Origin of the sequence: Halobacteriovorax sp. GFR8 (genome assembly GCF_050955245.1) — a bacterium.
Lineage (GTDB): Bacteria > Bdellovibrionota > Bacteriovoracia > Bacteriovoracales > Bacteriovoracaceae > Halobacteriovorax_A.
Genome location: NZ_JBPBLR010000002.1, coordinates 1,113,834 through 1,138,847 on the forward strand (window position 1 = coordinate 1,113,834; position 25,014 = coordinate 1,138,847).

Genomic DNA, 25,014 nt, shown 5'->3' on the forward strand with positions numbered 1-25,014 from the left:
CTTTAATTGGAGTTAATGTGAAGTTACCTGTGGTTAAAAGCACACAATTAAATGATTCATTTCGCTTAGACTATTATGATCATTTTGAATCTCTTTTATTTGATGGTTCACAAATTAAAGAGTCTATTAAAAAAGATTTACTATTTTGGACGGAGTTTGATTCTTCATTCAAATTTCAAATAGGTCTCGAAGGTGTTCAGTTTTTATTAGGAATTGATAAAGACGAAAAAGTACTACGCCTTTGTAATATAAAAATGGCCAATGAAATTTTTCTTCTTGATAACTATGTTGGAGAAGAAAGCGAAGACTATAAGAAATTCAAAGCACATGTAACAAATGTTATGAGTGTTAAAATTGCAGATTTTCCTGGTGTAAGTAATATCATTAGTCATCGCTATGGACTTAAGAAACTTGATGAGATCGAAGATCAATCTGTAAGTGAAATGTCTGATACAATCACAAAGAAGCTACTTATGTTTCTTAATGATTATAAACCAGTCTTCTTTGAGAAGATCTCTGACTTTGCTCTAGGTCTTACTGCAAATTATGCACTTCTAAGAATCCACTTATTAAAATTCTTAGCTATCTTACCATCTCTTGATCACGATAAAGAGGGAAAGGAAGTTAAGCGAATTTTGAGAGAGTCGCTAAGACGACTTATTCTCGATTCGAAAAAAGCAAAAAGACTTGATCTAAAAGGGGATCGTCAACCTCTGCCACCGCAGTTAGTTGTTCTCTTTTACTTTGTTCTTTTAATTGTACGTATTTTCCCTGCTAAGGCCCTTGCTAATATTGTTCGTTTTAAAGTTCGCTTCATGGCAAAGAGATTTATTGCCGGTGAAACAATTGAAAGTGCTCAAAAGAATTTTGCAGCAATCTTTAATACTGGAAGGGATGTTACTCTTGATCAACTTGGAGAGTTAGTTGTCTCTGAGTCTGAAGCTGATAATTATATGAATGAAGTTCTAAAACTAGTTAATGGTTTTAGTATGCACATTACTCCTGGAAGTCGTAATAAAGCGGGGATTTTAAGAGCTCACGTTTCAATCAAAGTTTCGGCCCTTTGTTCTGACTTTAAACCTGAGGCATTTGATTATACTTATAAGCTAGTTTCTCCTAGACTTATTAAAATCCTAAAGACAGCAAAAGAGCAGCAAGTCTTTATTAATATCGATGCTGAACATTACCACTACCGTGATATCGTTTTTGAAATCTATAAGAAGGCCCTTCTTGAAACCGAAGAACTAAAAGATTATGCGGATACAGGTATTGTTGTTCAAGCTTATCTACGTGACTGTTACGATCACCTTCAAGATGTTGTCGAGTTAGCAAAAGAGCGTGGCATGATTATGCCAATTCGTCTTGTTAAGGGTGCTTATTGGGATGCTGAGACTGTTGAGGCCGAGGCCCATGGTCACAATGCTCCTGAATTCTTAAATAAAGAAGAAACAGATATCAACTTCAGACAAATGATCTATGAAATGTATAAAGCATTTCCACATATCAAGCTTTGTATTGCTTCTCATAACTTTGCAGATCATGCTTACGCTGAAGCACTAAGAGAGATGAAATTCAACGACATTGATGAGATTGAGCACCAATGTCTGCATATGACTTATGAAGCCCTGTCGACTGCGATGGCCAAGATGGGATGGGCCGTAAGAAATTACGTTCCAATTGGTTCTCTGATTGTAGGGATGGCCTACCTTGTTCGTCGTATCATGGAAAACTCTTCTCAAGTTGGTGTCCTAACAATCATGAGAAGCCATAAGAAGAATGCAAAACTTATGGCCCCAAATGAGATTTTTGAAAAACACCAAAGTGAAGGTCTTCTAAATTTAGACTCGACGTTAACTCAAGTTCATGGACAATTTAGTAACTGTCCACCACTAAAAACTTACCTTGAAAAAGAGCTTAAGTACTTTAGAAGTGAATTTGAAAAATTTGAATCAGGAAAAGATTATGCAACAGACTTTTCTCTAACAGGAGATTCTGAATCAGTTCTTTCTCCTTCTGATGGAAAGAGTGTTGTTGGTAAAATAACTTTTGCTAATTTAGATGATACTGAAAAAGCTATTGCGGCAATTGATAAGTCTTTCTATGAAGGTGAGTGGTCTAAGTCTGCTTGGCAAGAAAGAGCTGCTGTTATGGCACGTGCTGCTGAGATTATGTACCTTCGCCGTAATTACTATTCTGCACTTATTATGCACGAGTCAGGAAAGGCCATTGGCGAAGCTCTAGCTGACGTAGATGAAGCAATTGATTTCTTAAATTTCTATATCAGAAAATTAGCAGAAGTAGGTGATAACGAAGAATACAAGGCCCGTGGCCCATTTGCTATCATCGCACCATGGAACTTCCCACTTGCAATCCCATGTGGGATGACGGCATCAGCTCTTTTAACAGGCTCTACTGTTATCTTAAAGCCTGCTGAGCAAACACCTCTTATTACTTGTGAATTAGTTAACTTATTCCATGAGGCAGGTGTACCTAAAGATGCCTTAATTCACCTTCCTGGTGTTGGTGAGACGGTTGGACAAAAGCTTATTGAGGATCAGCGTATTGCTGGTGTTATCTTTACTGGTTCTAAACCTGTTGGTGTTCATATCGCAAAAACTTGTGCCAAAAGACTTTATAAAAATCGCAACACTGCTAAGAGTTATCCAGTTCGTGTCATCACCGAAATGGGTGGCAAGAACGCTGTTATCGTAACAAATAATGCTGAGCTTGATGAGACAGTTTCTGGAATTCTTTATTCTGCTTTTGCTCACGCCGGACAGAAGTGTTCTGCCGCTTCTCGTGTTCTTGTGCACAAAGAAGTGAAGGATAAGTTAGTTGCTCGTCTTAAGCAGGCCGCTAATGATATCTATGTTGGGCCAGCAACAGACTTTGCTAGTTTTATCAATCCTCTTGTTAGTCAAGAAGAGAAAGATCGCTTAATTGCTCAAGTAAAAGAGGCCAGTGAAGAAGCTAAAAAATACGGAGGAGTTGTACACGTTAACCGCTCAGAGGAAAACCTTCCTGGTTACTGTGTAGGACCTACAATTATTGAACTGCCAAAGTCACGTGCTTTAGAGAAAGAAAGTTATGCTTCGCGCGAACTCTTTGCTCCTGTTATTCATATCGTTGCTTATGATGACTATGAAGATGCGTTGAATATTTTTAATAGTGTTGAGTACGGATTAACTGGAGGGGTATTCTCTCAATCTCAAGATGATATCGATTTTTTAACGAAAGAGATGTATATTGGAAATAATTATATCAATCGTCCAATCACTGGTGCTCGTGTAGCTATCGAACCTTTTGGTGGATTTAAAATGTCTGGTACAGGGCCTAAGGCCGGTGGTGCTGACTACCTAAGAAGTCTCTTTGTTCGTAATAGTTCGCAAGATCTTAAGTCTTCAAAATTTGATGTTGGAAGTGATTATGAGCCAGTCGTTTCTCGTAGTTCTTCTTCTGATCACTTTGTAAGACGTGAGAAAATGCTGTCTGCACTGGATGAGATTATCAGTAACTTCGGTCCTTTATTTCCGGGAACTTTCGGAGAGCAGAGACATGCTCTTAAGGACTTGAAGAAATGGCTTGAGGTTGATTATCTAGAATTCTTAAATAAAGGACGTGATAATCGCTATATCCCAGGACAAATAAATTACTCTGTTTTTGATTGCAATAAAGACCGTGCGCTTTATTTAAGCTTAAATGAAGAAATTAATATGCAAACTTTCTTTGCAGTACTTATGTCTTTAACAACTGGGACAGGAGTAACAATCCTTTGTTCAAATGCTGAAGCTTATCGTTGGTGGAATTACTTAATTGATATTTTAAAGAGAAACCGTTTTTCTAAGAAAAATATCGACTGCTACCACGTAAGCAAAGAAAAGATGCATACTCTTCTAAGTGAAAACTTTGATGTAGTTATCTGTGATGGTGATCTTGAATCAATAAAAGAATTCAATGGGGCCGTGGGGGATCAGAATGGACAATTCGTTATGACAACATTTGTCTCTCCACTTGAAGACTATATTAGTGGGTCTTACTTTGACCTTTTCCATATGTTCTCATGTGAACGAAGCTACGCTGTCAACATCATGAGGCACGGAGCACCAATGGAGTTAGACTCATAATGAAGTATCGTCACTTAATCTTAGGAGCGGGCAATATGGCCCGCGCTTTAATCCCTAGTTTCATCAGAAACTCTGAAGATTGTGAGTTTTTAGTTTTTACTCCTAGTGGAGCTAAGGCGAAAAGCTTTGCGGACGAATTTGGTGCGATTTGGGTTAAGGATCTCGAAGAATTACGTAATACTCATATTGATTACCTCTGGGCCTGTTTTAAACCTCAACAGTTAAAACAAGTTGCGCTAGAAATTGATTTTCTTACTCACCCGTATTTAACAATAATTTCACTTCTTGCGGGAAGTGATGCAAAGGCGTTAGCTGACTTCTTATCAACTGACCAAATAATTAGAATTATGCCAAATACTCCGGCCCAAGTTGGCCTTGGGGTAAATGCTCTTTATAAAACAAAGACTGTTCATCAGGATAAGTGGGGAGCTTTTTGGCAGGCATTTAATACAAGTGGAATCAATACTGTTTTTGAAAATGAAGACGATATTGATACAATTACCCCTTTTTCAGGCTCAGGCCCTGCATACTTCTTTGAAATTGCACGTATCTTAATTGAAGATATGAAAGCACGCGGCATTGATGGTGCCCTTGCACATCAAATGGTTGCGGGTACAATAGAGGGGGCAGGTCGCATGCTGTCTCAAAACTCTGATGCGGAAACTCTTCGCAATAATGTCACATCAAAAAACGGTGTCACTTATGAGGCCCTTGAATCCTTTAAAGAGTCGGGGATGGAGGAGATGTTTAATCGTGCAATTGAGCGCGCCTACCAGCGAACACTTGAATTAAAAGGAAGTAAGTAATGAAAAAAGTTTTAGATAAATTACCAGAAGGTTTAAGAAATACTGCTTTCGTTAGACTTTTTGGCCTAACAAAAGTTCCAATGATTTTTTGGCTTAGGCCAACAGTTGTAGAATTGAGTGAAGAAGTAACGGCCATTAAGATTCCTCTTTCTCGTCGCTCTAAAAATCACCTAAACAGCATGTACTTTGGTGCTCTTGCTTGTGGTGCTGATCTTGCTGGTGGATTTGCAGCAATGAAGAAGACAATGGATAAAGGAAAGAGGGTATCTCTTGCCTTTAAAGAATTTCATGCTGAATTTTTAAAAAGAGCAGAAGGTGATACGGTCTTTACTTGTACTCAAGGTAAAGAAATTGATGCTTTTGTTGAAAAAGTTTTAGCAAGTGATGAACGTCACAATCTTCCACTGGATATCATTGCAACTTGCCCAGATGTATCAGGGGATGAACCTGTCGCAAAGTTTACGATTACTTTAAGTTTAAAGAGAAAATAATTGCTCCTTAGGCGATCCGCTTAGGCCGGGTTGGGTGAATCGATAAAGATACACTCTAGCCCATAAGTTTCTTCAATTAATTTCTTAAGGGCAAGAACGCCAAACCTCTCAGTTGCATTATGGCCACCGGCAAAGAAGTGGATCCCTTCTTCACGAGATTCGTGCCAGTCATGCTCGCTCATTTCACCTGTCAGGTAAGCATCAAGGCCTTCGCGAACGCAGTAGCGCCAGTCTGAGTTTGCACCACCAGTAATGATTCCCATTGACGAGATCTTTTCATTGTTTGGATCACTATGAATGATTTCGTGATTAAGGACTTTCTTTAGGAGTTCCTTTAACTCACTTGGTGTAAGTGGTTTTTCAAAACTACCTTGGATACCTGTAGGCATTCCCTTGTAGTCACCATATGGTTTTAAATTTGTTAAGCCGATTAGTTTCGCGATACCGGCAGCGTTACCATCTTCAAGGTGGGCATCAAGAGGTAGGTGGTAGCCGAATAGATTGATATCATTTTGAATGAGAGGTTTTACTCTCTTTGCGAAGCTTCCTGTAATAGTTCTGACACCGTGGAATTTCCAAAAAAGTCCATGGTGAACTATCATGGCATCAGCGCCAAACTCACAGGCCTTTGCGACAGAGTCTCTTTGCGCAGAAACTGCAAATGCAATTTTTGAAATCTCTGGACGACCTTCGATTTGTAGGCCATTTGGGCCGTAGTCGTTATACTCGTAAGTATTAAGGTGTTTTGCTAAGAACTTTCCAAGCTCACAGGCTGAGATTTTTGTCATAAATGATATCCATACCGTTAAAATTATTGTGTTGGTTGGTTATCATTATCCCCTTGGCGGCCAGAGAAATCAACTTTGAACTTTTCAAATCCACGAGTCTTTTCCGTATTCTCTGGTTTTTTTACACTTGAGCGGATTTTACTTACTGTGTGGCGTAGTTCCTGATTTTCTGGGACTAGTTTTAAGGCAACCTCGAATTCTTCCATGGCCTTATCAAAATTATTAAGCTGCATATAGGCGCGGCCTGCATTGATATATGGATATTCGCGATTTGTATACTTAGGTGCTTTTTTTGCAAGCTCATACCATTTGATCGATTCATTGATATGGCCTTCATTTAAAAGAAGTGTTCCTAGATCATTGTAAGGAGCACCATATTCTGGATCGATTTCAATTGCCTTTAGGCAAAGTGACTTCGCATCTTCAATATTTCCCATCTGAGACGTAACCCAACCCATTAGAGTAAGTACTTCTGCTGTTTCTTTATGGCCACGTGCTTTGTTAAATAACTCTAGTGCTCCGGCCAGGTCTTTTTTAGAAACTAGCACATGGGCATCTGAAATATATTGTTCGTACTTTTCTTCTCTCTTTGCATTCATTCCAAGGATTGGTGCTGTTTTAGAGTGAGCAAGATTTAGAATCTCAAGGGATTCTAGGAAGTATAGTGGAGGAGTGAAGTCTTCTTCGTGCTCCATATCTTCATCATCTTCATCCACGCGTCCACCTTCAATAAGTGTGAATGGACCTTTTTTAATGATTTCTTTTGCAACAACAACTTCTTTCTTTTCTTTAATATCGATTGCTTTTAAAAGCCCCATTCTCGGTGTGGCAACATCAAGTGATGAGCGCTCAATTAAGATGAGGTGAAGTTCTCTTGTGTACTTATATGAGAGATTGATGAGGCGAGTGATAACACCAACAACTTCATCATCATTTTTTGGAGCGAGAGCAATAAAGCTTTCGATAAAGTTATTCATGAGCCTTAAGTTTTCACGCCCTTGACGAAAATTATTTTGATGGAGAAGATTGAGATCACCAAAGTGAGATGGAATTAGTAATTCACTTACTAGCTTGTCGTATTCAGAACTAAACTCTTCAATAATAAGGCGCGCCTTAGCATCGAGGTGAGTTTCACTTAATTCACAAACAGCATGTAGGATTCTATCTAGGTAGCTTCTTGATTGTGTAAGTTCGCTTAATAAAATTTCTTGAATAGTATTCATCTTAGTGATTTCTTCCCTTGAATATTCATATTTCGTCCCTGAAATATGCACTCTATGATTCATCTTGTCTACGTTGTGACGCATCAACAAGTCGTTGACATGTTAGTTTATACATATACACATTACGTGCCAAAAATCTTAATTGTAACTGTCTGATATTTGATAGGTAAAAATAAGATGGGGCCAAAATATTGGCCCCAGTGTCTATATTTTATCTCTTTTTAGTTTTCTGGATAAGTACTCTAAGTGTTCATTATTCAAGAGCTTTTGTTTCATACTTAAGAAGGTTTCCAGCATCGTTGGCCTTATCATATGCCGTTGAGATTCTTTGGAAGATATTATCCGATTTTGAACCAATTGCTGACTTACCCTTAAAGTTAAGTGAACTTAGGTTACGGTTTTGGTTCTTCTTAAACATATTGCTAAATGGATTACCATTATTCTTCTTCTTTACTGAGGCCGTTCCTCGTCCACCGACAAAGCTTGGACCACGGCCACCAACGTAGCTGATCCCTTTTAAACCGCTCCCAGCATTTCCTGATAGGGCCTCTGGTTGACCAGCTCCACCTGCCGATGAGCCTCCGCCACCGCCTCCACCGCCAGGGGAGCTTCCTCCACCTCCGGCACCTTGTGCGATCTGTCCACCTTCAGATACTGTGGCAACTGGACCAAAATTACCTTTAAGTCCACCACCAGTTTTTGCCTTATTCACAACAGTTGATGTATCCACACCAGCTGATGTTGGGTCATCTGTACTTGCTGCCGTTGCAGCTACTGCTTGATCTTGGTCTGTGTGCTGATAGGCCTGATTCGTTCCAAAGCCACCAACAGAGTAGTCCCCAAATGATGGAACATTAACCGTATTTGCCCAACCTGACTGACATTGAGCGTGTGCAGGGTTAGCCTGACAAAATTCCATGTAGACATCTTGGTTTTCAAAGAAATCTTCTGGAAGCTCCATTGTATCCATTCCTTCAATTTTACCAATGGCATTTGAAATCATCTTTTGTTGCTTTCCAAGTTGGCTTACGGCCATCTGCTCTTTGGCAACATCAACCCCAGCTTCTGCTGCGATCTGGTTACCAGCTCTCTTGGCCCCACCATTTTTTAAGATAGCAAATTTTTTAAAGTTGATACGACATAATTGTGCTGCGGAACCAACTGAACCTGCTCCGCCGTCATTTGTAACATATCCTTGAATTCCCAACAGTGCTTGCTCAACAGGCTTCGTACAAAGTTCACTTGATTCAAAGTAAGTTTCACTCGTTGGAATACTTGAAGTCATTGTTAAGATTGTACCAAGTCTTGCAACTTCAATTGTACGACGTGTTTCGGCCATATCCTGTTGTTTTGCTAGGCCATCTTTTTGTGATTTAAGGGCCGTTGTCGTTACGTTCTCTGACGCATCCATATTCATTAGTTTATTTTGTTGCTTATTACTAAAGTCCTGTGCTTGAAACTGTTGAAAAGTTGCATTGGCAGTTTTTCCTAGTTGGGCAGCGTTGTGAGCAAGAACTAGATTTGAACACTCGTCGTAGTCAATTGTCTCAAGGCCTGAAAGTTTACAAGTGATACGTCCATCAATTGAAGTAAGTTTTTCTGGATTAGAGTATTGATCTTCTGATTGGCGATCTTCTGCAAAGTTTTCTCCAAATGCGGCCGCAACTTGGTTACATGCTGTAACATTCTTAATGGCAGTTGAAATTGCATTTCCATCAACTTCTTTAGGATTATCTGCATAAATGAAAACAGCGACGGCCTTAGTGTAGTCAATCGATGACGAGCTACCATTGCGGTAAACTTCTTGGGCAACATCCTGCCAATTTGCATTCCCATTTTTTCCCGAAACTTTAAAAGCACGCTGACATTTTATAGCGCCACTACTACCTGTAAAGTCTGGTTCGACATTTTGGAAGCTAAGCTTTGAAACAGACTTTGCACATGCTTTAAAGGCCTCGATATGTGACTTATTCTCTTTAGTCGTCATTTCTTGTAAACAACCATTCCAGTCTGCATGCTTTGGATCTTGTTGGCCATCTACATCGTCTTCATCTTGAGGAGGAGTTGGCTGATCTGCTAGTTCATTGGCAAGTTCTCTTTCCTTTTTAAAGATAAGTTCTTCACATGCTTTTTGGACATCTTCATCTGATGGCTTGGCAAGTCCAGGAAAGGAGTATTCGAACTGATGCATATTACCTTCGCTATCTGGGCAGTTAAGCGACGCATAGGCAGAGCTAAGTGGCACTGAAGCTAGCAGAAGAGATAAGGTAAATGTGTTTAATAAAGTTGTTTTCTTGCTCATAAGTGACTCGAAAGTTAGGTGTTCCTTACTTAAATTATAAGTTCTATTCGGTTAAATTCTTCGAAAAGTTGAGTATTTAAGCATGTTTTAGGGATTTGAGGGGTGTTGCACAAGATAAGTCCTTAAAAATATGTTCATTTTTGGGTAGCGGCCATGTAAAATTAAATTTTACGAATGCCCATGATTGTGGCCATTTAAGGAAATTTAATAAGTTAGAGGTAGGATATATGACATCACAAAAAGTACTTACAATCGATGATTTCAACATAGAAGAGGGCATTTATGAGTTTCAGGTACAAGAAACTCATCTGGACACTTTTGGCCACATGAATAATGCAACTTATCTGACGATTTTTGAGCAGGCCCGTTGGGATATGATTACAAAGAATGGTTGGGGTATGGATCGCATTATGCGTGAAAAAAAAGGGCCAGTTGTTTTAGATATCAATATCACTTTTAAATCTGAGCTACGCCTAAGACAAATGATTAAAATTCGCTCAAAAGCAACGAGCTTTGTTAATAGTAAGGTTCTAGTTTACGAGCAGGAAATGTTTGATGATAGTGGAAAGGTTTACACTAAATTCAAAATGACAGCAGGGCTATTTGACCTTAAGGAAAGAAAGCTTATGGGTCACGACCCTGAATGGCTAAAGGCCGTAGGACTTACTTTAAAAGCCTAAAGAAGTGATGATAGATTTCTTGTGAGCTTGCTTTTACTTCGTCTAGATAAGTAAGCTCATTCATCTTCTTATGCTCTAATAATTCACAAAATAACTCATAAGTATATTCTTGGTGATATTCGGCCGAAACCTTATTGTAGCTAATATGCCATGCCTCTGGTGCAACTCCACCAAGGTCTTCAACGTATGGCCTATAGTAAGAATAACTTTGCTTGTTTTCAATCTTAGAATTTAACCACTTACTAAAATCCTCAAATGGGCCACCTTCAGAAAACTCTTCAGGTATGAGTTGAATGTGATAGTCTTCTGGCCAGCTATTGCCATCCACCACATCAAGCTCCGTTCCCCAGTGGTGGCGAGATGTTCCGGGAAGCGCTGACCAATTAATGATGGCCGCTACTATTTCTGAAGGGGAGAGTTTGGTGTGATCGAGTTCTACTCCATTGCGATCATAGATAGGACGTTTAGCGGCACACTTCTCATTCCAGATTCTTAATTGGTCATCAAATGAACGAAAGGAACTTGTGACATAGAAGTCGATACCTTCTGTTAGAGCATCTTCTTTAAAACGTTTAAAGTCATCAAATGAATCTTTGTGGAAGTAGCGGTTGATACTCTCATCATAAATGAGGTGATCTTTTGTCATACCGAATAGAACTTCCTTGTCTACCTTACTCATATAAATTCCAATTATTATTCAGAGAATAATTTCTTTAGTCCTGACTGAACATAGCGATGAGAGATAACCTTGAAAATTGAAACCGACTTATCCTTGATAATATCGTTATCTCCATAATCATATTTCTTCTTAGAATCACCGTTACCAGCTCCTGCTCCAAAGCTTAGAACCTGCGAGCTTGAGCTGTCGTCAAACTTCCAACGATTAGTGTTGTTATTTGTTGTTTTTCTAACCGTTTTCTTTGCTGGTGCTGCAAGTCCCTTGGCCGGAAGCTTTGCTGAAACACTCTCAACGGCATTTTGGAAAGAAGGCTCTGTTGGTCTTAGACGAGCAAAGGCCTCACTTGCACCACTTCCATTAAAGATTGAAACGTTATTATTGTCACCATACTTACCGGCCTGCTTAGCAAGTTCATCGCTGATCTTACTTAGCCCAAGACCTGTGTTTTTCTTAAATGGATTTTCTAGTTTTTTCTTAATTGCATCCATTGCCTTTGCCGCCATGGCCGCTTGTGCATCAGTTGTTGAAGCATTGTAAGTTCCACCGTTTCCTTGTGTTGCAGCATTGGCCGCTCTAATGGCCTCTGAGACATCTAGTCCGCCGAGTGAGCTTAAAGCAGTAGGGGAAACCGTGATCTTTTTACAAGCATTTTCACCTTTATTATTCTTAAGCTTTCGACAATTACACTCGCGATCAAACTTGCCATCAACATAGAAACAACCTTGTGGGTTATTAACCTGTCCTGCACGAGATGAATCTGCCGAGGCGATAAATGAACCATTGTACTTGTTCCAATAATCCTGACATGTTTTTGATTTTTCACGGTTAGGATTTTTATTTCCTTGTGCTGTATAACAGTAACAGGCCGGATTGCTTAGACTATCTCTTCCATCTGGACAGAAAGAAGCGACACTCTTCACATACTTTTCTTTTAGAATTTTAATCTGCTCAACATTTGACTTGGCGTCTTTGTTATTCTTCTTTGCTTGATTTGAAACAGTCAGGGCCGCAGGAACTGTTACTGCTGAGGCCACAATAACTGTACACGGGTTATTAGTGATTGAGCGAAAGCCATTTGCCATATCGCTGAAGTTCCACTTTGAAGCACCACCAGCTTCACCCGGTGATTGATTCATACAACTTGTTCCAAATGATGAAAAAGTCTCATATACAGCAACTGCAGCTGCAGCAGTATAACCAAGAGCTAGCGTTTTATATTGCTTGGCCTGTTTAGAAGATACATCTGCTAGGTACTGCTGTTCTTTTTCAAGCATATCAAATGCTGCAATTTGAGCATTCTTCATTGTTTCAGGGTCTTTTGAAATCTCTTCGTATTCTTCTTTGAATTCTTTTGTTTTCTTCTTTACGTCTTCTTTGTTGACCTTTGTTTGATAGAAGCTATAGGCAGAGACTGCTCCCACCAGCATACAAGATTTACAGCTTGAACGGTTCTCATCTTTTGAGACCTCTGCTTTCTTTGCTCCTGCATCTTGTACGTTCGCATCTCCTTTAACTGTACTATCAACTGGCTTTTTGGCCGCATCTTCACCATTAAAGAACTTTGGAACAACGAGGGCCGTTACACCGGTAACGATTCCCCAGGCTTCAGCAAAACCTGTAATAAGATTTCCTTTCCCTTTGCTCTCAACTTCACTATCAGAAACACGTCCTGCATTTAATTCATTAATTGTTTTTTGTTGTCTAGCATCTGCCGCTGATTTCATACAAGCATTACGCTCAGTCTCACTCGATTTAGAATCACAGTCTTGATACTCATCTCTGTTCTTAATTGAACCCTCTGTATACATACAGCGATTTAAACTTGCGTTGAAAACCTGTCCTGTAGGGCAGTTTGTCGTCGCAAAGACTTCAAAGTGTCCAAGTGCAAAACTTAAAAATATGAGTGTTAAAATAATGCCTTTCATTTTTACTTTTCCTGCTTTTTTAGGCTATCAATCTAGTTACTTACTTAGTATAACAGCAAAGCCTTAGTTATTAATAGTAGGGCAATTGCTGTTTAATCATTTAAGTTTCTGTTATTACAGGGGTTTTGTTGTGAATTTAAGACGTATTTTGGTGTTATTCTTTGTTTTTGTAAGCCTTAAAACTTTGGCACTGCCACTAAGAGATCTACAAACAGGTGATATTATCCTGTTAGATATGGACTGCTTTAGTTGTGAGCTAATCGAAAATGAAACAGGAGGCCCTTTCTCTCATTCGGGAATTGTGCTTAAGTTAGGTTCGCAAGTCTATGTGGCCCAGTCTCTTGGGAGTGTTCATCATATTCCACTACAAGCTTTTCTTGGCTACACAAATAAAACTCCACACGTGATTCGTCCAAAACATATTAACTTCTCAAAGAAAAGAAAATTACTTGAAAATTACAAAAGAAAGTATCTTGGAATGGATTTTGATCACGACTATCTTTGGGACGATGGAAAATTATATTGTTCAGAGTTCATCTATAAGCTTCTAAAAAGCGTTTATGCAATTGAGAAGTTTAAGCCTACACCTATGACATATGATAAGAACCCAAAAGGCTGGGAGATCTACTTTGGTGGAAAACTTCCTCCTAGTGGGAAGTTGGGACTTTCTCCTAACGATTTCTTCTTCTCAACTGGATTTGATGGTGACTTCAAGGATATGGGGCCGTTATATTAAATTGTGAATCAATTTAATCAGGCCCATAAAGAAAGTGATCACTTTCTCAAATCTCAGACACTTATTGAGCTAGCTCAAAAAGCACTATCCATTACGTCTCTTGGCCCTCAAAGCCTTAAGGCCTTAGAAGTTGGCTGTGGCCAAGGGCTTAATTTGGCCGACTTCAATTTCTCTCAATTATTAGGAATTGATATCTCTGAAGCCGCCGTTAATAAGGCCAAAAGAAACTTTCCAAATGATGAATTTAAAACCCTCTCAAGTCTTGAGTTAGGGCAACTGCAAGAGAGCTTTGATTTTATTCTCGATTCTCACCAAATCCATTACTTACAATCTCAAGATGAAATTTCTCGCTATATTAGCAATGTCTATGCTCTTCTAAGTAATGGGGGAGTTTTTTGTTTTGAAGCGATGGTTAAGAGCAAGAAGATGATTCTTTCTGATTTATCCGTTACTGTTTTAGATTATCTTGAATATGAGCGAATCGTGACAGCGGCCGGCCTTCGCATTATTTATTTGATGTTACCGAGTGGCCGTAAAATCATTGCGGATAAAAAAAGAAGGGCCGCTCTTTCGAGCGACCCGGATGTCTTACTGGTCATTGCTACTAAGGAAGACGTAGCAAATTAGTTACAGATTCCCAAAATATTTTCGACTATTCTTCGTCGTGTGGAGTACGCCCCACTATCGATTTCTTCTCCTTTTGTTGCTTGAGTCTTTCTACATATAGAAAACGAATATCTCTTGCAGTTAGTACATCACCATTTGCTAATTTGATTTGTGCACCATCTTTTAGTCCCTCAAGATTTCCAAAAGTTTTTCTGATTTTTGCCACTTTTGTGATGTCGAGAAATTCACCATTAAATGTTTCAATTGCCATAGCACGATCTAGTTTTTGGATCTGCTCAGGCGTGATTCTCTTCATCGTTCTTGCATGAACTTTTTCTTGGATTGTGATCGATAAGATAACTAATCCTAAAGTGATGTAAAGTGCTCTCCTTAATGTACTTCTCATAATGGCCTCTTTTCCGCTAAGTTCGTTCTTCCTGAAGCCTTCAGCTTTAAACATCCTGTTTAAGAGCTTTGTTGGTATAGTAAAAGCATGAACTGTGCCAAAAATTGAACACGTACAATCAGCTACTTACAGAATTATGGGTGGTGTCGTTAGGGGAAGGGGCGCTTTTTGGCCCTATTTATGAACAAAAAAGGCCCCAATAATGGGGCCTTTCTGTTTATTTGATTTGCATTTTATATTAGGCTTTTAGACAGTCTTCGGCCTGCTCTGGATTATCTGTACACTCATCCTTCTTATCGCAGAATTGGCAATCTTCACCAATGAGTTTCCCAAGTCCACCACAAGATCCTTGAAGTTTCCTATTTGATAGAATCACACCAACGGCCATTCCTGTAATTGATAGAGCAAGTACAGCGAAAGTAATAAGGAATAGTTTAATGTTAGCATCCATAATATTCTCCGATAAAAATTATCTGATTAGATTACTCTGTCACTTTATCAAATCCTGGCGTTGATGTCTCTAAATACTTTCCTGATCCATCATCTGAACGGTAGATAAAGAACGCCTTCAATTTATTTTCTTTAGCGAAAGCAATGGCCTTCTTAGCACCCATGGCCATTAACGCCGTTGCCCAGGCATCGGCATCCATGCATGTGTCAGAGATAACACTAACTGAAGCAAGTTGTGACTCCACAGGTGAACCTGATTTGAAATTTATCGTATGCTGATAGCGCTTGCCGCCTTCTTTGAAGAAGTTTCGGTAATCACCAGAAGTCGCAAGGGCAACATTTTTGATTTTTACGACCTTAACAACCGGGTTATTATCTTTGTTACTAGGGGACTCAACGCCAATACGCCATGGACGTGTCAGAGATTCACCCATTGTTCGAACCTCGCCGCCAACTTCTACAAGGGCATTCTTAATTCCTCTTGCTTGAAGAAGCTCGATGATGGCATCAACTCCAAATCCCTTCGCTGATGCAGATAGATCAAGATAAACACCATCAATACTTTTTGTTAAGATGCCGTCTTTGAAAATGATTTTTTCAAATCCAACCTTATTCTTGGCCGCAGCGATATCTTCTTTTGAAGGGATCTTGCGCTTGCCATTAGGACCAAATCCCCAAAGGTTTACAAGAGTTCCTATTGTTGGATCAAATGTACCATCAGTCTTCCTTGCTACCTCTAGCGCGTGGGTTAGCGTTCTTGTAAAGTCTGGACCAGGGTAGAATTTTTCATTCTTTGCCATTTTGTTAAAGAGTGAAATTTCTGAGTCCTTAATATAAGTACTCATGGCCTTATTAACCTCATCTAATCTGATCTCAATATCTTTTTTTACCGAGTCTTCATCGAAGCCGCTAGGAGCAAGATACTTGATGTGGTATGTCGTCCCCATAGTTGGGCCAGTGACACGATAAATTTGCAGTTTTTCGCTGTTGCAAGAAGTTAAGAGTCCTAACAATAGAACCATTCCAAATATAAAGATTTTGTTAAGTCTCATTAATTAAACGCCTGTTCCTCAAGAATTTTTCTTTCGCTATCAAGGTCTCTCTTGTCGGCCTTTTCTTCGCTAAATTTTTCGCCGTAGCGCGCCTTAAGCTTTGTAATATTTCTCTCCATGACATCTTCAAATTTGATTCCAAGCTCATCGCCAACTATGGCCATATACCAGAAAAGATCTCCTAGCTCTTCTGCCAGATTTACACGGTCAAGATCCTTCCCGTAGAATATATGCTTCTTTAGAGCATCGAGGAATTCTCCTGCTTCTGTTGAAAGGCCAATTCCTGCGTGAAGAAGTCTTTTTATTCCATCGTCATTTAGACGTGTATTCATTGCATCAAAATCTCTTGATTCTGTTCTGATTGCATCACTCATATATTTTTTTGAATCCATAATTTCTCCTGTCAAAAGTTGGGTAGTTGATCGAACTTTATCACTTTGATTTTTATCTAGTCAAAGCTTGCCTGTGCAAAAAGAAAACTTCACGAACTGTTAAGATATAAGGTATATTAACGTGCCTAAATTATTAATTTTGTAATAGCCGCAAAGCGGTAAAATGGATTTAAATCAAATGGATAAATTCGACTTTTCAACACTATCAAGTTCAGACATTTCTTACATTGACTCTCTCTACGAACAATACGAATCAAACCCGATGGAAGTAGAAGAAAGTTGGCGCAACTTTTTTCTAGGTTTTGAATTCGGTGCCGGTAAAGGTAGCACAGGTGCCGGTGGTGAAGTAAGTGATGAGAAGTTACGTAAAGAATTCAACGTATTCAGACTAATTCAATCTTACAGATCAAGAGGACATCTACTTTCGGATACAAACCCGATTCGTCCAAGACTTGATCGTCATGCACGTATCTCTCTTCAGGATTATGATCTAACAGATGCTGATCTAAATGAAGTTTTTACATGTGGTGAGTTTGTTGGCCTTGGTGCAACGACTCTTAAAAATATCATGGATCACATGAGTAAGCTTTATAGCGGTAAGATCGGAGTTGAGTATATGCACTCAACAGATACTGAAATGAGACGTTGGTTTAGAGAAGAGTTTGAAACAACTTACCTAAATAAGAATTTCAATGTTGATAAGAAAAAAAGAATCCTACACAAACTGAATGAAGCAAATGTTTTTGAAAACTTTCTTCAAACAAAATATACGGGACAAAAAAGATTTTCACTAGAAGGTGGAGAGTCGACGATCCCAGGTCTTGATGCATTCATTAACGAAGGTGCAAGATTAGGGGCCAAAGAATTTATTATCGGTATGGCCCACCGTGGACGTTTAAATGTTCTAGCAAATACTCTTGGTAAAACTTATGAGTATATCTTTTCTGAATTCGAAGGAAACTCTCTTGAGCAATTAGCAGGTCAAGGAGATGGTGACGTTAAGTACCACATGGGATTTACTTCAGTAACGAAGACTGAAGATAATAAAGAAGTTTACCTAAAGCTTCTACCAAACCCATCACACTTAGAAACAGTTTCTCCTGTTGCCACTGGTTATGCTCGAGCTCAAATTGATATTGCGTACGGAGGAGATGAGAGCAAAATTATCCCAATTGTCATTCATGGTGACGCTGCTGTTGCTGGCCAGGGGATTGTTTATGAAACTCTTCAAATGTCAGAGCTTCCTGGTTACCGTACAGGTGGTTCACTACACTTTGTAATTAATAATCAAATAGGTTTTACAACTGACTTTACGGATGCTCGCTCATCTCAGTACTCAACGTCAGTTGCTAAGATGTTAAATATTCCAGTTATCCACGTAAATGGAGACTGTCCTGAAGATGTTGTTTATGCATGTGAGCTTGCTGTTAAGTTCAGACAAAAATTTAAGCGTGATGTTTTTGTTGATATGGTTTGTTACCGCAAGCACGGTCACAACGAAGGTGATGAGCCTAAATATACTCAACCAGAGCTTTATGGAATGATCTCAAAGCATAAGAACCCACGTGAAATGTATATCGAAGAACTTGCTAGTCACGGTGCACTTGATAAGGCCGTGGCAAAAGAAATGCAAGAAGAATACAAGAATCTTCTTTCTGATCGTTTCAACAATGTTAAGCAAAATGTTATTCCTAAGAAGGTTCCGGGACCACATAGAGAGTGGAAAGATGTTCGCTTCTCTACATTAGAAGACTTTGCAAGTTCACCAGATACTAGTGTTGATAAGAAGACACTTGAAAATATTATTTCATCAATCACTCAAACGCCTGAAGGTTTTAAAACTTTAAGAAAGGCGCAGAAACTTCTTGATCAAAGAAAGGCCGCTTTTGAAAGTGATCAAATTGACTGGGCCCTAGCTGAGCTATTTGCATACGGATCAATTCTTACAGAAGGTAACGATGTTCGCTTCTCTGGAGAAGACGTTATTCGTGGGACATTTTCTCACCGTCACGCAAAAGTTTTTGATGAGAAAACTAATGAAGCATATTGTGGCCTTGAGCACCTAACAACGGGGCAAGGTGACTTCTATATCTACAACTCTCTTCTTTCAGAATATGCAGTACTTGCTTTTGAGTATGGTTATTCTCAAGCAACACCGCATGCACTAAATATTTGGGAAGCACAATTTGGAGACTTCACTAACGGTGCTCAAATCGTTATTGACCAATTTATCTCAGCTGCAGAAAGTAAGTGGAGAAGAATGAGTAACTTAGTTATGCTTCTTCCTCATGGATATGAAGGAGCAGGGCCAGAGCACTCTTCTTGTCGTCCAGAACGATTTCTACAGCAATGTGCTGAAGAGAATATGGTTGTTTGTAATATTACAACTCCAGCAAATATGTTCCATGCGCTTAGACGCCAGCTTAAGTGGGAGTTTAGAAAGCCACTAGTTGTTTTCACTCCAAAGTCACTTTTAAGACATCCTCTATGTCAGTCAAAAGTAGAAGAGTTTACATCAGGTAAGTTTGAAGAAGTTTTTGATGATACTTGGGTTAACCCAAAAGACGTTAAGAAAGTTGTTCTTTGTACAGGTAAGATCTACTACGATCTATTAAAGTACCAACAAGAGAATGATCGCAAAGATGTTGCCGTTATTCGTCTTGAACAATTATATCCACTTCCGACAGAAAAGATTAAGGCAATCCTTGATAAGTATCCAAATGCAACTCATCGTTGGGTACAGGAAGAGCCTTCAAATATGGGAGCTTGGATGCACCTTAACCGTTGGCGTGACACTTTCAGAGATATTGATTGTGTTTCTAGAAAAGCTTCGGCTTCACCAGCGACAGGATATGCATCTGTACACCTTAAAGAACAAGAAACAATTGTAGAAAAAGCTTTTAGCTAAAAAATAAATAAGGATAAAAAATGGCAATCGTAAAAATTACTATTCCACCAATTGGAGAATCGATCACAGAAGTTGCTCTTGGAGAGTGGCTTGTTGCAGATGGTGACTTTGTAAATGAGGGTGATGAACTTGTAGAAGTAGAATCAGATAAAGCAACACTTCCTCTTCCAGCTGAAGAAAGTGGTGTGATTAAGATTATCGCTGAAGAAGGTGCTGAACTTGAAATTGGTGCGGTAGTTGCAGAACTTGATACTTCTGCATCGGCTCCAGCTCAAGCGTCAAGCGATGAAGCTCCAACTGCAGTAGAAACTCCAATTTCACCGGCAAGTGCTCCAGCTACAGGTGGAGATAAGAATTATCCATCTCCAGCAGCTGCAAAAATTCTTGCAGAAAAAGGCGTTGCGGCCAGTGCTGTGGCAGGAAGTGGGAAAGATGGAAGGATCACGAAAGCTGATGCTATGAACGCAAGTGCTGCTCCAAAAGCGGCTCCAGCAGCAAAGGCAGCTCCTGCTCCAACTATTGAAACTCAAGTTCCAATGGGTGGTGCAAGTAGAGCGAAAGAAGAAGTAAAAATGAAGCGTATCCGTAAGACAATTGCTAAGCGTCTTGTGGAAGCAAAGAATACAACGGCAATGCTTACAACTTTCAATGAAGTTGATATGTATAATGTAATGGAGCTTCGTAAGAAGTATAAAGATGCTTTTAAAGACAAGCACGATATCGGACTTGGTTTTATGTCTTTTTTCACAAAAGCATGTACGAAAGCTCTTATGGAGATCAAAGGTGTTAACGCACAAATTGATGGTGAGAATATCATCTATCACGACTATGCTGACGTTGGTATTGCGGTATCGACTCCAAAAGGTCTAGTTGTTCCAGTTATCAGAAATGCAGAAAGCCTAAGTCTTGCTCAGATCGAAAAGGAAGTAAGAAGACTTGCGCTTAAAGGTCGTGACGGAAAACTTACTGTGGACGAAATGACTGGCGGAACATTTACAATCACTAACGGTGGTGTTTTCGGTTCAATGCTTTCAACTCCAATTATCAACGTTCCTCAGTCTGCGATTCTAGGAATGCACAATATTGTTGAAAGACCAGTTGCTGTAAACGGACAGGTTGTTATTCACCCTGTAATGTACTTAGCACTATCTTATGACCACAGAATCATCGATGGTAAGGAGTCAGTAACATTCCTTAAGATGGTAAAAGAGATGTTAGAAGATCCTGCTAGAATGCTTCTAGATATCTAATTTTAAATTTAATTTTTAAGGAATAAGTATGAGTAAAGAATTTGATGTTGTTGTAATTGGTTCTGGTCCTGGTGGATACATCAGTGCTGTTCGTTGTTCACAACTTGGAATGAAAGTAGCAATCGTAGAAAAATATAATACTCTTGGTGGAACATGCCTAAATGTAGGTTGTATCCCATCAAAGGCATGGCTTGATTCAAGTGAAAAATTTCATGAAGCAACTCATGAATTTGAAGCACACGGAATCACTACTGGAAAAGTTAAGGCCGACATTAAAAAGATGGCCGAGCGTGTAGCTGGCGTTGTTGCCGATACTTCAGGTGGTATTACATACCTAATGGGAAAGAACAAAGTTGAAACTTTCCATGGGTTTGGATCATTCGTTGATGCACACACTCTGAAAGTTGAAGGTGAGAAAGAGGAAACTCTTAAAGCTAAGCACTTTATCATTGCTACAGGTTCAAAGCCTGCGACAATTCCTGGAATTGAAATTGATAAAGAAAGAATTATCACTTCAACAGAAGCTCTTAAGCTTGAAACTCTTCCAAAACACTTCATTGTTATTGGTGGTGGTGTAATTGGTCTTGAGCTTGGTTCTGTCTTTTTAAGACTTGGTTCAAAAGTTTCTGTTGTTGAGTACGCAGATTCAATCCTTGCAACAATGGATAAAGATTGTGCAAAAGAGATGACAAAAGTTCTTAAGAAGCAAGGAATGGAATTCTATACTGGTCATGGTGTAACTGAAGTCGTTAGAAAAGGTGCTAAAGTTGTTGTTAAGGCCAAGAACAAAAAGAATGAAGAAGAGATCAAACTAGAAGGTGACTACTGTCTAATGGCAGTTGGCCGTCGCCCATACACTGACAACCTTGGTCTTGAGAACGCTGGTGTGAATCTTGATGAGCGTGGACGTGTTATCACTGATGATCACTTAAGAACTAACGTTCCACATATTTATGCAATCGGTGACGTTACAACTGGTGCAATGCTTGCTCACAAAGCGGAGGAAGAAGGGGTTGTTGCTGCTGAGATCATCGCTGGTCAAAAGCCACATATCAACTACAACCTAATTCCTGGTGTTGTTTACACATGGCCAGAAGTTGCTTCTGTTGGTGTAACTGAGCAAGAACTAAAAGCAAATAAGACTCCTTATAAAGTAGGTAAGTTTCCATTTAAAGCAAGTGGTCGTGCCCGTGCTTCAAATGAATCAGCTGGTTTCGTAAAAGTATTAGCTTGTAAAGAAACTGATGAGATTTTAGGTGTACACATTGTTGGCCCACGTGCTGCAGACTTAATTGCTGAAGCTGTGACTGCAATGGAGTTTAGAGCTGCTGCTGAAGATATTGGACGCATTTGTCATGCGCACCCAACTTACTCTGAAGCATTCAAAGAAGCTGCTCTTGATGCATTTGATAAAAAACCGCTAAACATCTAGCTAAAGATAGAAGGCACCTTAGGGTGCCTTTTTTATGACCCCTGACGATAACTCAAAACTCCCATCCAAAAATATCTTTCGAATTAAATATCCATCAATTCTTTCATTAGCACGGCGCTTTTGAATGAGCTGCTGTATGTCTTGGGAGTAGTCACTAGAGCTGGCGCTCTTAAGCTCATGATTAAAGTAAATTGTTCGAGGAGGTGACTTGAGTTCAAGAGTAATCTTATCTTCGTCATCAAAGTAGTGCTTTAGGCCTTCTGAATCTGCTAACCACGGGCGTTGATCCTTGATGATAATAAGATCATCACCTTTTTCTTGAAGCGCTTTAAATGCCTTATACAAACTCGTTTCCTCTTTGTCTGAAAAGATATAGCTATGAGGATTGTGGCGCGGATAAATAAGTTGTGTCAGTTTTGTTTTCTTAGAGAAACTATGCCCCAGGCGATTCAAGAGTTCACCATGGGATTCGATGGCGATAATAGGAGCATCTATTTGCGCGATGATTTCATCTAGAATCTTTCCAACAGGAAAGTAGAGGAAGAAGTAATCAATCTTATAGTCTTTGATTAAGTCTTTATGAAAGATATCATTGATGAAGATGTGCTTCGTACATGATAGCTTAGTTGCTGCATAATCAATTCGCTCTTTGACTGGCTCAATACTAATGATCTTGATATTTGGAAAGAAGTGATTTGCGACAAAGGCCATCTTTGAATAAGAGGCTCCGATATCGCAGATGACGATTTCCTTTGCATCTTTTAATTCATTGATTTTCGCAAGAATCTCATAGAAGTCTGAAAGGGAAGTATTAATGGCCTCTTCTTGTAGGCCACAAAGGTAAAGTTCTTCAGGTGAAGTTTGTACTTTCTCATTTAAGCCTGCTTCGATTTTTTCAACAACTTGCACTTGAAAGCCAATTAATTTGGCCAATTCTTCTTCTCTTTTTTCTAAGTGGTTTTTATTGGAATCTTCCACAATTCAATACCTTATCATTAATCAAATAGGAGTTTGTAAACAAAAACAGAGTAAACTACTAATATTATTAAATTTTAGTTTAAATCTTACCGATATACTAGATAGAACAGCTGAGGAAATATTGAAGAAACTTTTCATCGCAGACACATTCACAACTTTTAGAGAAATCGATATTAACGATCTCTACGTTGAAGCGCTCTCAGGTGTCGTTTTTTCGAATCAGTATGGTTTTGATGTTAAGAAGTCACAATGGTTTGAGTTATCTAAGATGAGTTTACCTCGAGTTGTGATTGACGCTCTTAAGCCAAGTCCTGAGAGCTTTGAAAAACCTCAATCTGCACCAGATGGACACAGTATTAAGAAAGAAGAGTTAGAGATTAAGAGTACCCAAAATAATGAATTACTAAGCGCAATTTCTAAAATTGTAAAAGATGAAGTTTCAACAATCGGAAATCAACTTCGAGATGAGTTTGGTCAAAAGATTTCAAATGTCGAAGAGAGGATCGGAGATATCACACAACTTATTGGTTCATCGGGGAGTGATCGCAGCGAGATCATTATAGGTAAGCTAGAATCTATCTTAGATGAAACTAATCTTATCAGTGATGTTAATCGTAAGATAACAAAAGTTCTCTCCACAGCACGTGAGCTGGAGGATGGAAATTCAAACTCTCAAGAGTACCAAGCGAAATTTAATGCACTTAAAATCAAATATAAAAATCTCGCCGTTGAAAATAAAATTGCACGAAAGAATCTTTCAAAAGTAATAGCAAAGGCCAAGGCCTTGAATGCAAAACTAGAAGTTGCAGAAAAAGAATTAGAAAATTTCAAGAGTTATACTGATAGTAAGATCGGCATTTCTGCAGTCAATGAAGAAGTGAAGATTGAAGATGTTACACCACAAGAAGAAATTACTAGTGCTGGACCTAAAATTAACCTTATTTCACGTGACTCACTTGTCTTAGAAGATGAGGACCGTACTGTTGAAATTGATTTAAGTGAAGAAGCTACAGGAGAGTTTGATATCTCAAGTGGTGGACTTGAAATAGCGACCCGCGCTCAAGTTGATGACTTAGAACTTGATCGATTAAATATTGAAGGACTTAAAAATGGTAAGTCTTTTGAAATCTCTAATAAGAAGTCATGGCAATATGATACGGGGGCCGGTGTTGTTGGTCCTTTACGCTTCGATGAAATGCTAGTTGACTTAGAGAAGAATATTATTACATCTGAAACACTTGTTAAAAAGAAGGCCGGTGCACCTTGGGTTGCTGCCAAAGAATGCCTTGAGCTAAATACGCAAGCGCAATTGGTTTCTGAAGATAAAGAAAATCCAGAAAATAATAAATATCAAATTGAAAGAACTGAGTATCGAGTCGATCTTCAAGAACTGGTTTCATTTTCACTTGTAGGTGTTCAAAAAGATTATAAGGGCTACCTGACAAATCTTTCCCTTAGTGGAGGATTTGTTGAAGTGACGAAATTTGAGAAAGAATTTGACAAAAATACTCGTGGAACAATCTATATCTCTGAAGGCCTATTTGGCCGCGCACTCGCAGTTGACTTCACTATCATGAGAGCATCAAAGAATCGTCCTAGAGGCTTTGGGCTGCGTTTTGAGTCTGTTTCGGACTCGATCATGGAAGTTATTGGAGAGCGTATGATTGAAATCCTTAACAATAACGATGACTCTAAGAAAGCTGCTTAATTCAGTATTTCGCAATGCGTTTCAAAAAAACGGACTGAATCAGTCTAAGTCCTTGATTAAATAAATGTATCCGTTGAT

General features: G+C 39.1%; 20 protein-coding genes. 10 read left to right on the forward strand and 10 right to left on the reverse strand.

Annotated features, from left to right (window positions below; genetic code table 11):
- Nucleotides 1-17 precede the first annotated feature (17 nt).
- The 3 genes from ACRXC1_RS05890 to ACRXC1_RS05900 are packed head-to-tail and all read left to right on the forward strand — an operon-like array spanning nt 18 to nt 5,421.
- Complete coding sequence (locus ACRXC1_RS05890; protein WP_433657252.1) at nt 18-4,124, forward strand: proline dehydrogenase family protein; 4,107 nt, start codon at nt 18-20, stop codon at nt 4,122-4,124.
- Nucleotides 4,124-4,930 (forward strand): pyrroline-5-carboxylate reductase family protein, encoded by an 807-nt coding sequence (locus ACRXC1_RS05895; RefSeq protein WP_392907661.1) that lies wholly within the window; start codon nt 4,124-4,126, stop codon nt 4,928-4,930. The genes ACRXC1_RS05890 and ACRXC1_RS05895 overlap by 1 nt, the downstream gene beginning before the upstream one ends.
- Nucleotides 4,930-5,421, forward strand: a complete 492-nt coding sequence (locus ACRXC1_RS05900) for a PaaI family thioesterase (protein WP_392907663.1) — start codon at nt 4,930-4,932, stop codon at nt 5,419-5,421. Before ACRXC1_RS05895 ends, ACRXC1_RS05900 begins: the two co-directional genes overlap by 1 nt.
- 20 nt (nt 5,422-5,441) lie before the next feature.
- On the opposite strand, the gene ACRXC1_RS05905 is transcribed toward ACRXC1_RS05900, so the two are convergent.
- From ACRXC1_RS05905 to ACRXC1_RS05915, 3 genes are all read right to left on the reverse strand, one after another.
- A complete protein-coding gene (locus ACRXC1_RS05905; protein ID WP_433657255.1) occupies nt 5,442-6,209 on the reverse strand; it encodes a Nif3-like dinuclear metal center hexameric protein in 768 nt (255 codons plus the stop codon).
- Nucleotides 6,210-6,232: 23 nt separating this feature from the next.
- On the reverse strand, nt 6,233-7,495 hold the full coding sequence (locus ACRXC1_RS05910; protein ID WP_392907668.1) for a tetratricopeptide repeat protein: 1,263 nt from the start codon (nt 7,493-7,495) through the stop codon (nt 6,233-6,235).
- 190 nt (nt 7,496-7,685) lie between these two features.
- Complete coding sequence (locus ACRXC1_RS05915) at nt 7,686-9,734, reverse strand: hypothetical protein (RefSeq protein ID WP_433657258.1); 2,049 nt, start codon at nt 9,732-9,734, stop codon at nt 7,686-7,688.
- Nucleotides 9,735-9,961: 227 nt separating this feature from the next.
- Here ACRXC1_RS05915 and ACRXC1_RS05920 point away from each other — a divergent pair, with 227 nt between their 5' ends.
- On the forward strand, nt 9,962-10,414 hold the full coding sequence (locus tag ACRXC1_RS05920) for an acyl-CoA thioesterase (RefSeq protein WP_433657260.1): 453 nt from the start codon (nt 9,962-9,964) through the stop codon (nt 10,412-10,414).
- Here ACRXC1_RS05920 and ACRXC1_RS05925 read toward each other — a convergent pair.
- Nucleotides 10,398-11,093, reverse strand: a complete 696-nt coding sequence (locus ACRXC1_RS05925) for a M15 family metallopeptidase (RefSeq protein WP_433657262.1) — start codon at nt 11,091-11,093, stop codon at nt 10,398-10,400. The two genes, ACRXC1_RS05920 and ACRXC1_RS05925, sit on opposite strands and share 17 nt — an antisense overlap.
- 14 nt (nt 11,094-11,107) lie before the next feature.
- A complete protein-coding gene (locus ACRXC1_RS05930) occupies nt 11,108-13,018 on the reverse strand; it encodes a hypothetical protein (RefSeq protein ID WP_392907679.1) in 1,911 nt (636 codons plus the stop codon).
- Between the two features lie 130 nt (nt 13,019-13,148).
- On the opposite strand from ACRXC1_RS05930, the gene ACRXC1_RS05935 reads away from it, so the two are divergent.
- Together ACRXC1_RS05935 and ACRXC1_RS05940 are read left to right on the forward strand one after the other, a co-directional pair.
- Nucleotides 13,149-13,754 carry a YiiX/YebB-like N1pC/P60 family cysteine hydrolase gene (locus ACRXC1_RS05935; RefSeq protein ID WP_392907682.1) on the forward strand — a complete coding sequence of 202 codons (606 nt, stop codon included), beginning with the start codon at nt 13,149-13,151 and terminating at the stop codon, nt 13,752-13,754.
- Nucleotides 13,755-13,757: 3 nt separating this feature from the next.
- Nucleotides 13,758-14,381 carry a class I SAM-dependent methyltransferase gene (locus ACRXC1_RS05940; protein ID WP_433657264.1) on the forward strand — a complete coding sequence of 208 codons (624 nt, stop codon included), beginning with the start codon at nt 13,758-13,760 and terminating at the stop codon, nt 14,379-14,381.
- Nucleotides 14,382-14,406: 25 nt separating this feature from the next.
- Here ACRXC1_RS05940 and ACRXC1_RS05945 read toward each other — a convergent pair whose 3' ends face one another.
- The 4 genes from ACRXC1_RS05945 to ACRXC1_RS05960 all read right to left on the reverse strand — a co-directional run bounded on the left by ACRXC1_RS05945 (nt 14,407) and on the right by ACRXC1_RS05960 (nt 16,660).
- A complete protein-coding gene (locus ACRXC1_RS05945) occupies nt 14,407-14,766 on the reverse strand; it encodes a hypothetical protein (RefSeq protein ID WP_392907687.1) in 360 nt (119 codons plus the stop codon).
- Nucleotides 14,767-15,004: 238 nt separating this feature from the next.
- Entirely contained in the window at nt 15,005-15,217 is a 213-nt protein-coding gene (nqrM, locus tag ACRXC1_RS05950) for a (Na+)-NQR maturation NqrM (RefSeq protein WP_392907689.1), read from the reverse strand.
- A gap of 31 nt (nt 15,218-15,248) precedes the next feature.
- A complete protein-coding gene (locus ACRXC1_RS05955) occupies nt 15,249-16,268 on the reverse strand; it encodes an FAD:protein FMN transferase (protein WP_392907692.1) in 1,020 nt (339 codons plus the stop codon).
- Entirely contained in the window at nt 16,268-16,660 is a 393-nt protein-coding gene (locus ACRXC1_RS05960) for a nucleoside triphosphate pyrophosphohydrolase family protein (RefSeq protein ID WP_433657267.1), read from the reverse strand. Before ACRXC1_RS05960 ends, ACRXC1_RS05955 begins: the two co-directional genes overlap by 1 nt.
- 163 nt (nt 16,661-16,823) lie before the next feature.
- Between ACRXC1_RS05960 and ACRXC1_RS05965 the strand changes: the two genes are divergently transcribed.
- From ACRXC1_RS05965 to lpdA, 3 genes are read left to right on the forward strand one after another with little or no spacing between them, the layout of a single operon-like run.
- Nucleotides 16,824-19,568: a 2-oxoglutarate dehydrogenase E1 component gene (locus ACRXC1_RS05965; protein ID WP_433657269.1), complete on the forward strand. Its 2,745-nt coding sequence runs from the start codon at nt 16,824-16,826 to the stop codon at nt 19,566-19,568.
- 20 nt (nt 19,569-19,588) lie between these two features.
- Nucleotides 19,589-20,818: a 2-oxoglutarate dehydrogenase complex dihydrolipoyllysine-residue succinyltransferase gene (gene odhB, locus ACRXC1_RS05970; protein WP_433657271.1), complete on the forward strand. Its 1,230-nt coding sequence runs from the start codon at nt 19,589-19,591 to the stop codon at nt 20,816-20,818.
- Nucleotides 20,819-20,846: 28 nt separating this feature from the next.
- Nucleotides 20,847-22,250: a dihydrolipoyl dehydrogenase gene (gene lpdA, locus ACRXC1_RS05975; RefSeq protein WP_392907702.1), complete on the forward strand. Its 1,404-nt coding sequence runs from the start codon at nt 20,847-20,849 to the stop codon at nt 22,248-22,250.
- An 18-nt stretch (nt 22,251-22,268) separates the two neighbouring features.
- Here the strand turns inward: lpdA and ACRXC1_RS05980 are convergent, their stop codons facing one another.
- Nucleotides 22,269-23,228, reverse strand: coding sequence for a hypothetical protein (locus ACRXC1_RS05980; protein ID WP_433657273.1), 960 nt, complete (start codon nt 23,226-23,228; stop codon nt 22,269-22,271).
- Nucleotides 23,229-23,349: 121 nt separating this feature from the next.
- Between ACRXC1_RS05980 and ACRXC1_RS05985 the strand changes: the two genes are divergently transcribed.
- Nucleotides 23,350-24,936, forward strand: a complete 1,587-nt coding sequence (locus ACRXC1_RS05985) for a PilZ domain-containing protein (protein WP_433657275.1) — start codon at nt 23,350-23,352, stop codon at nt 24,934-24,936.
- Nucleotides 24,937-25,014 lie beyond the last annotated feature (78 nt).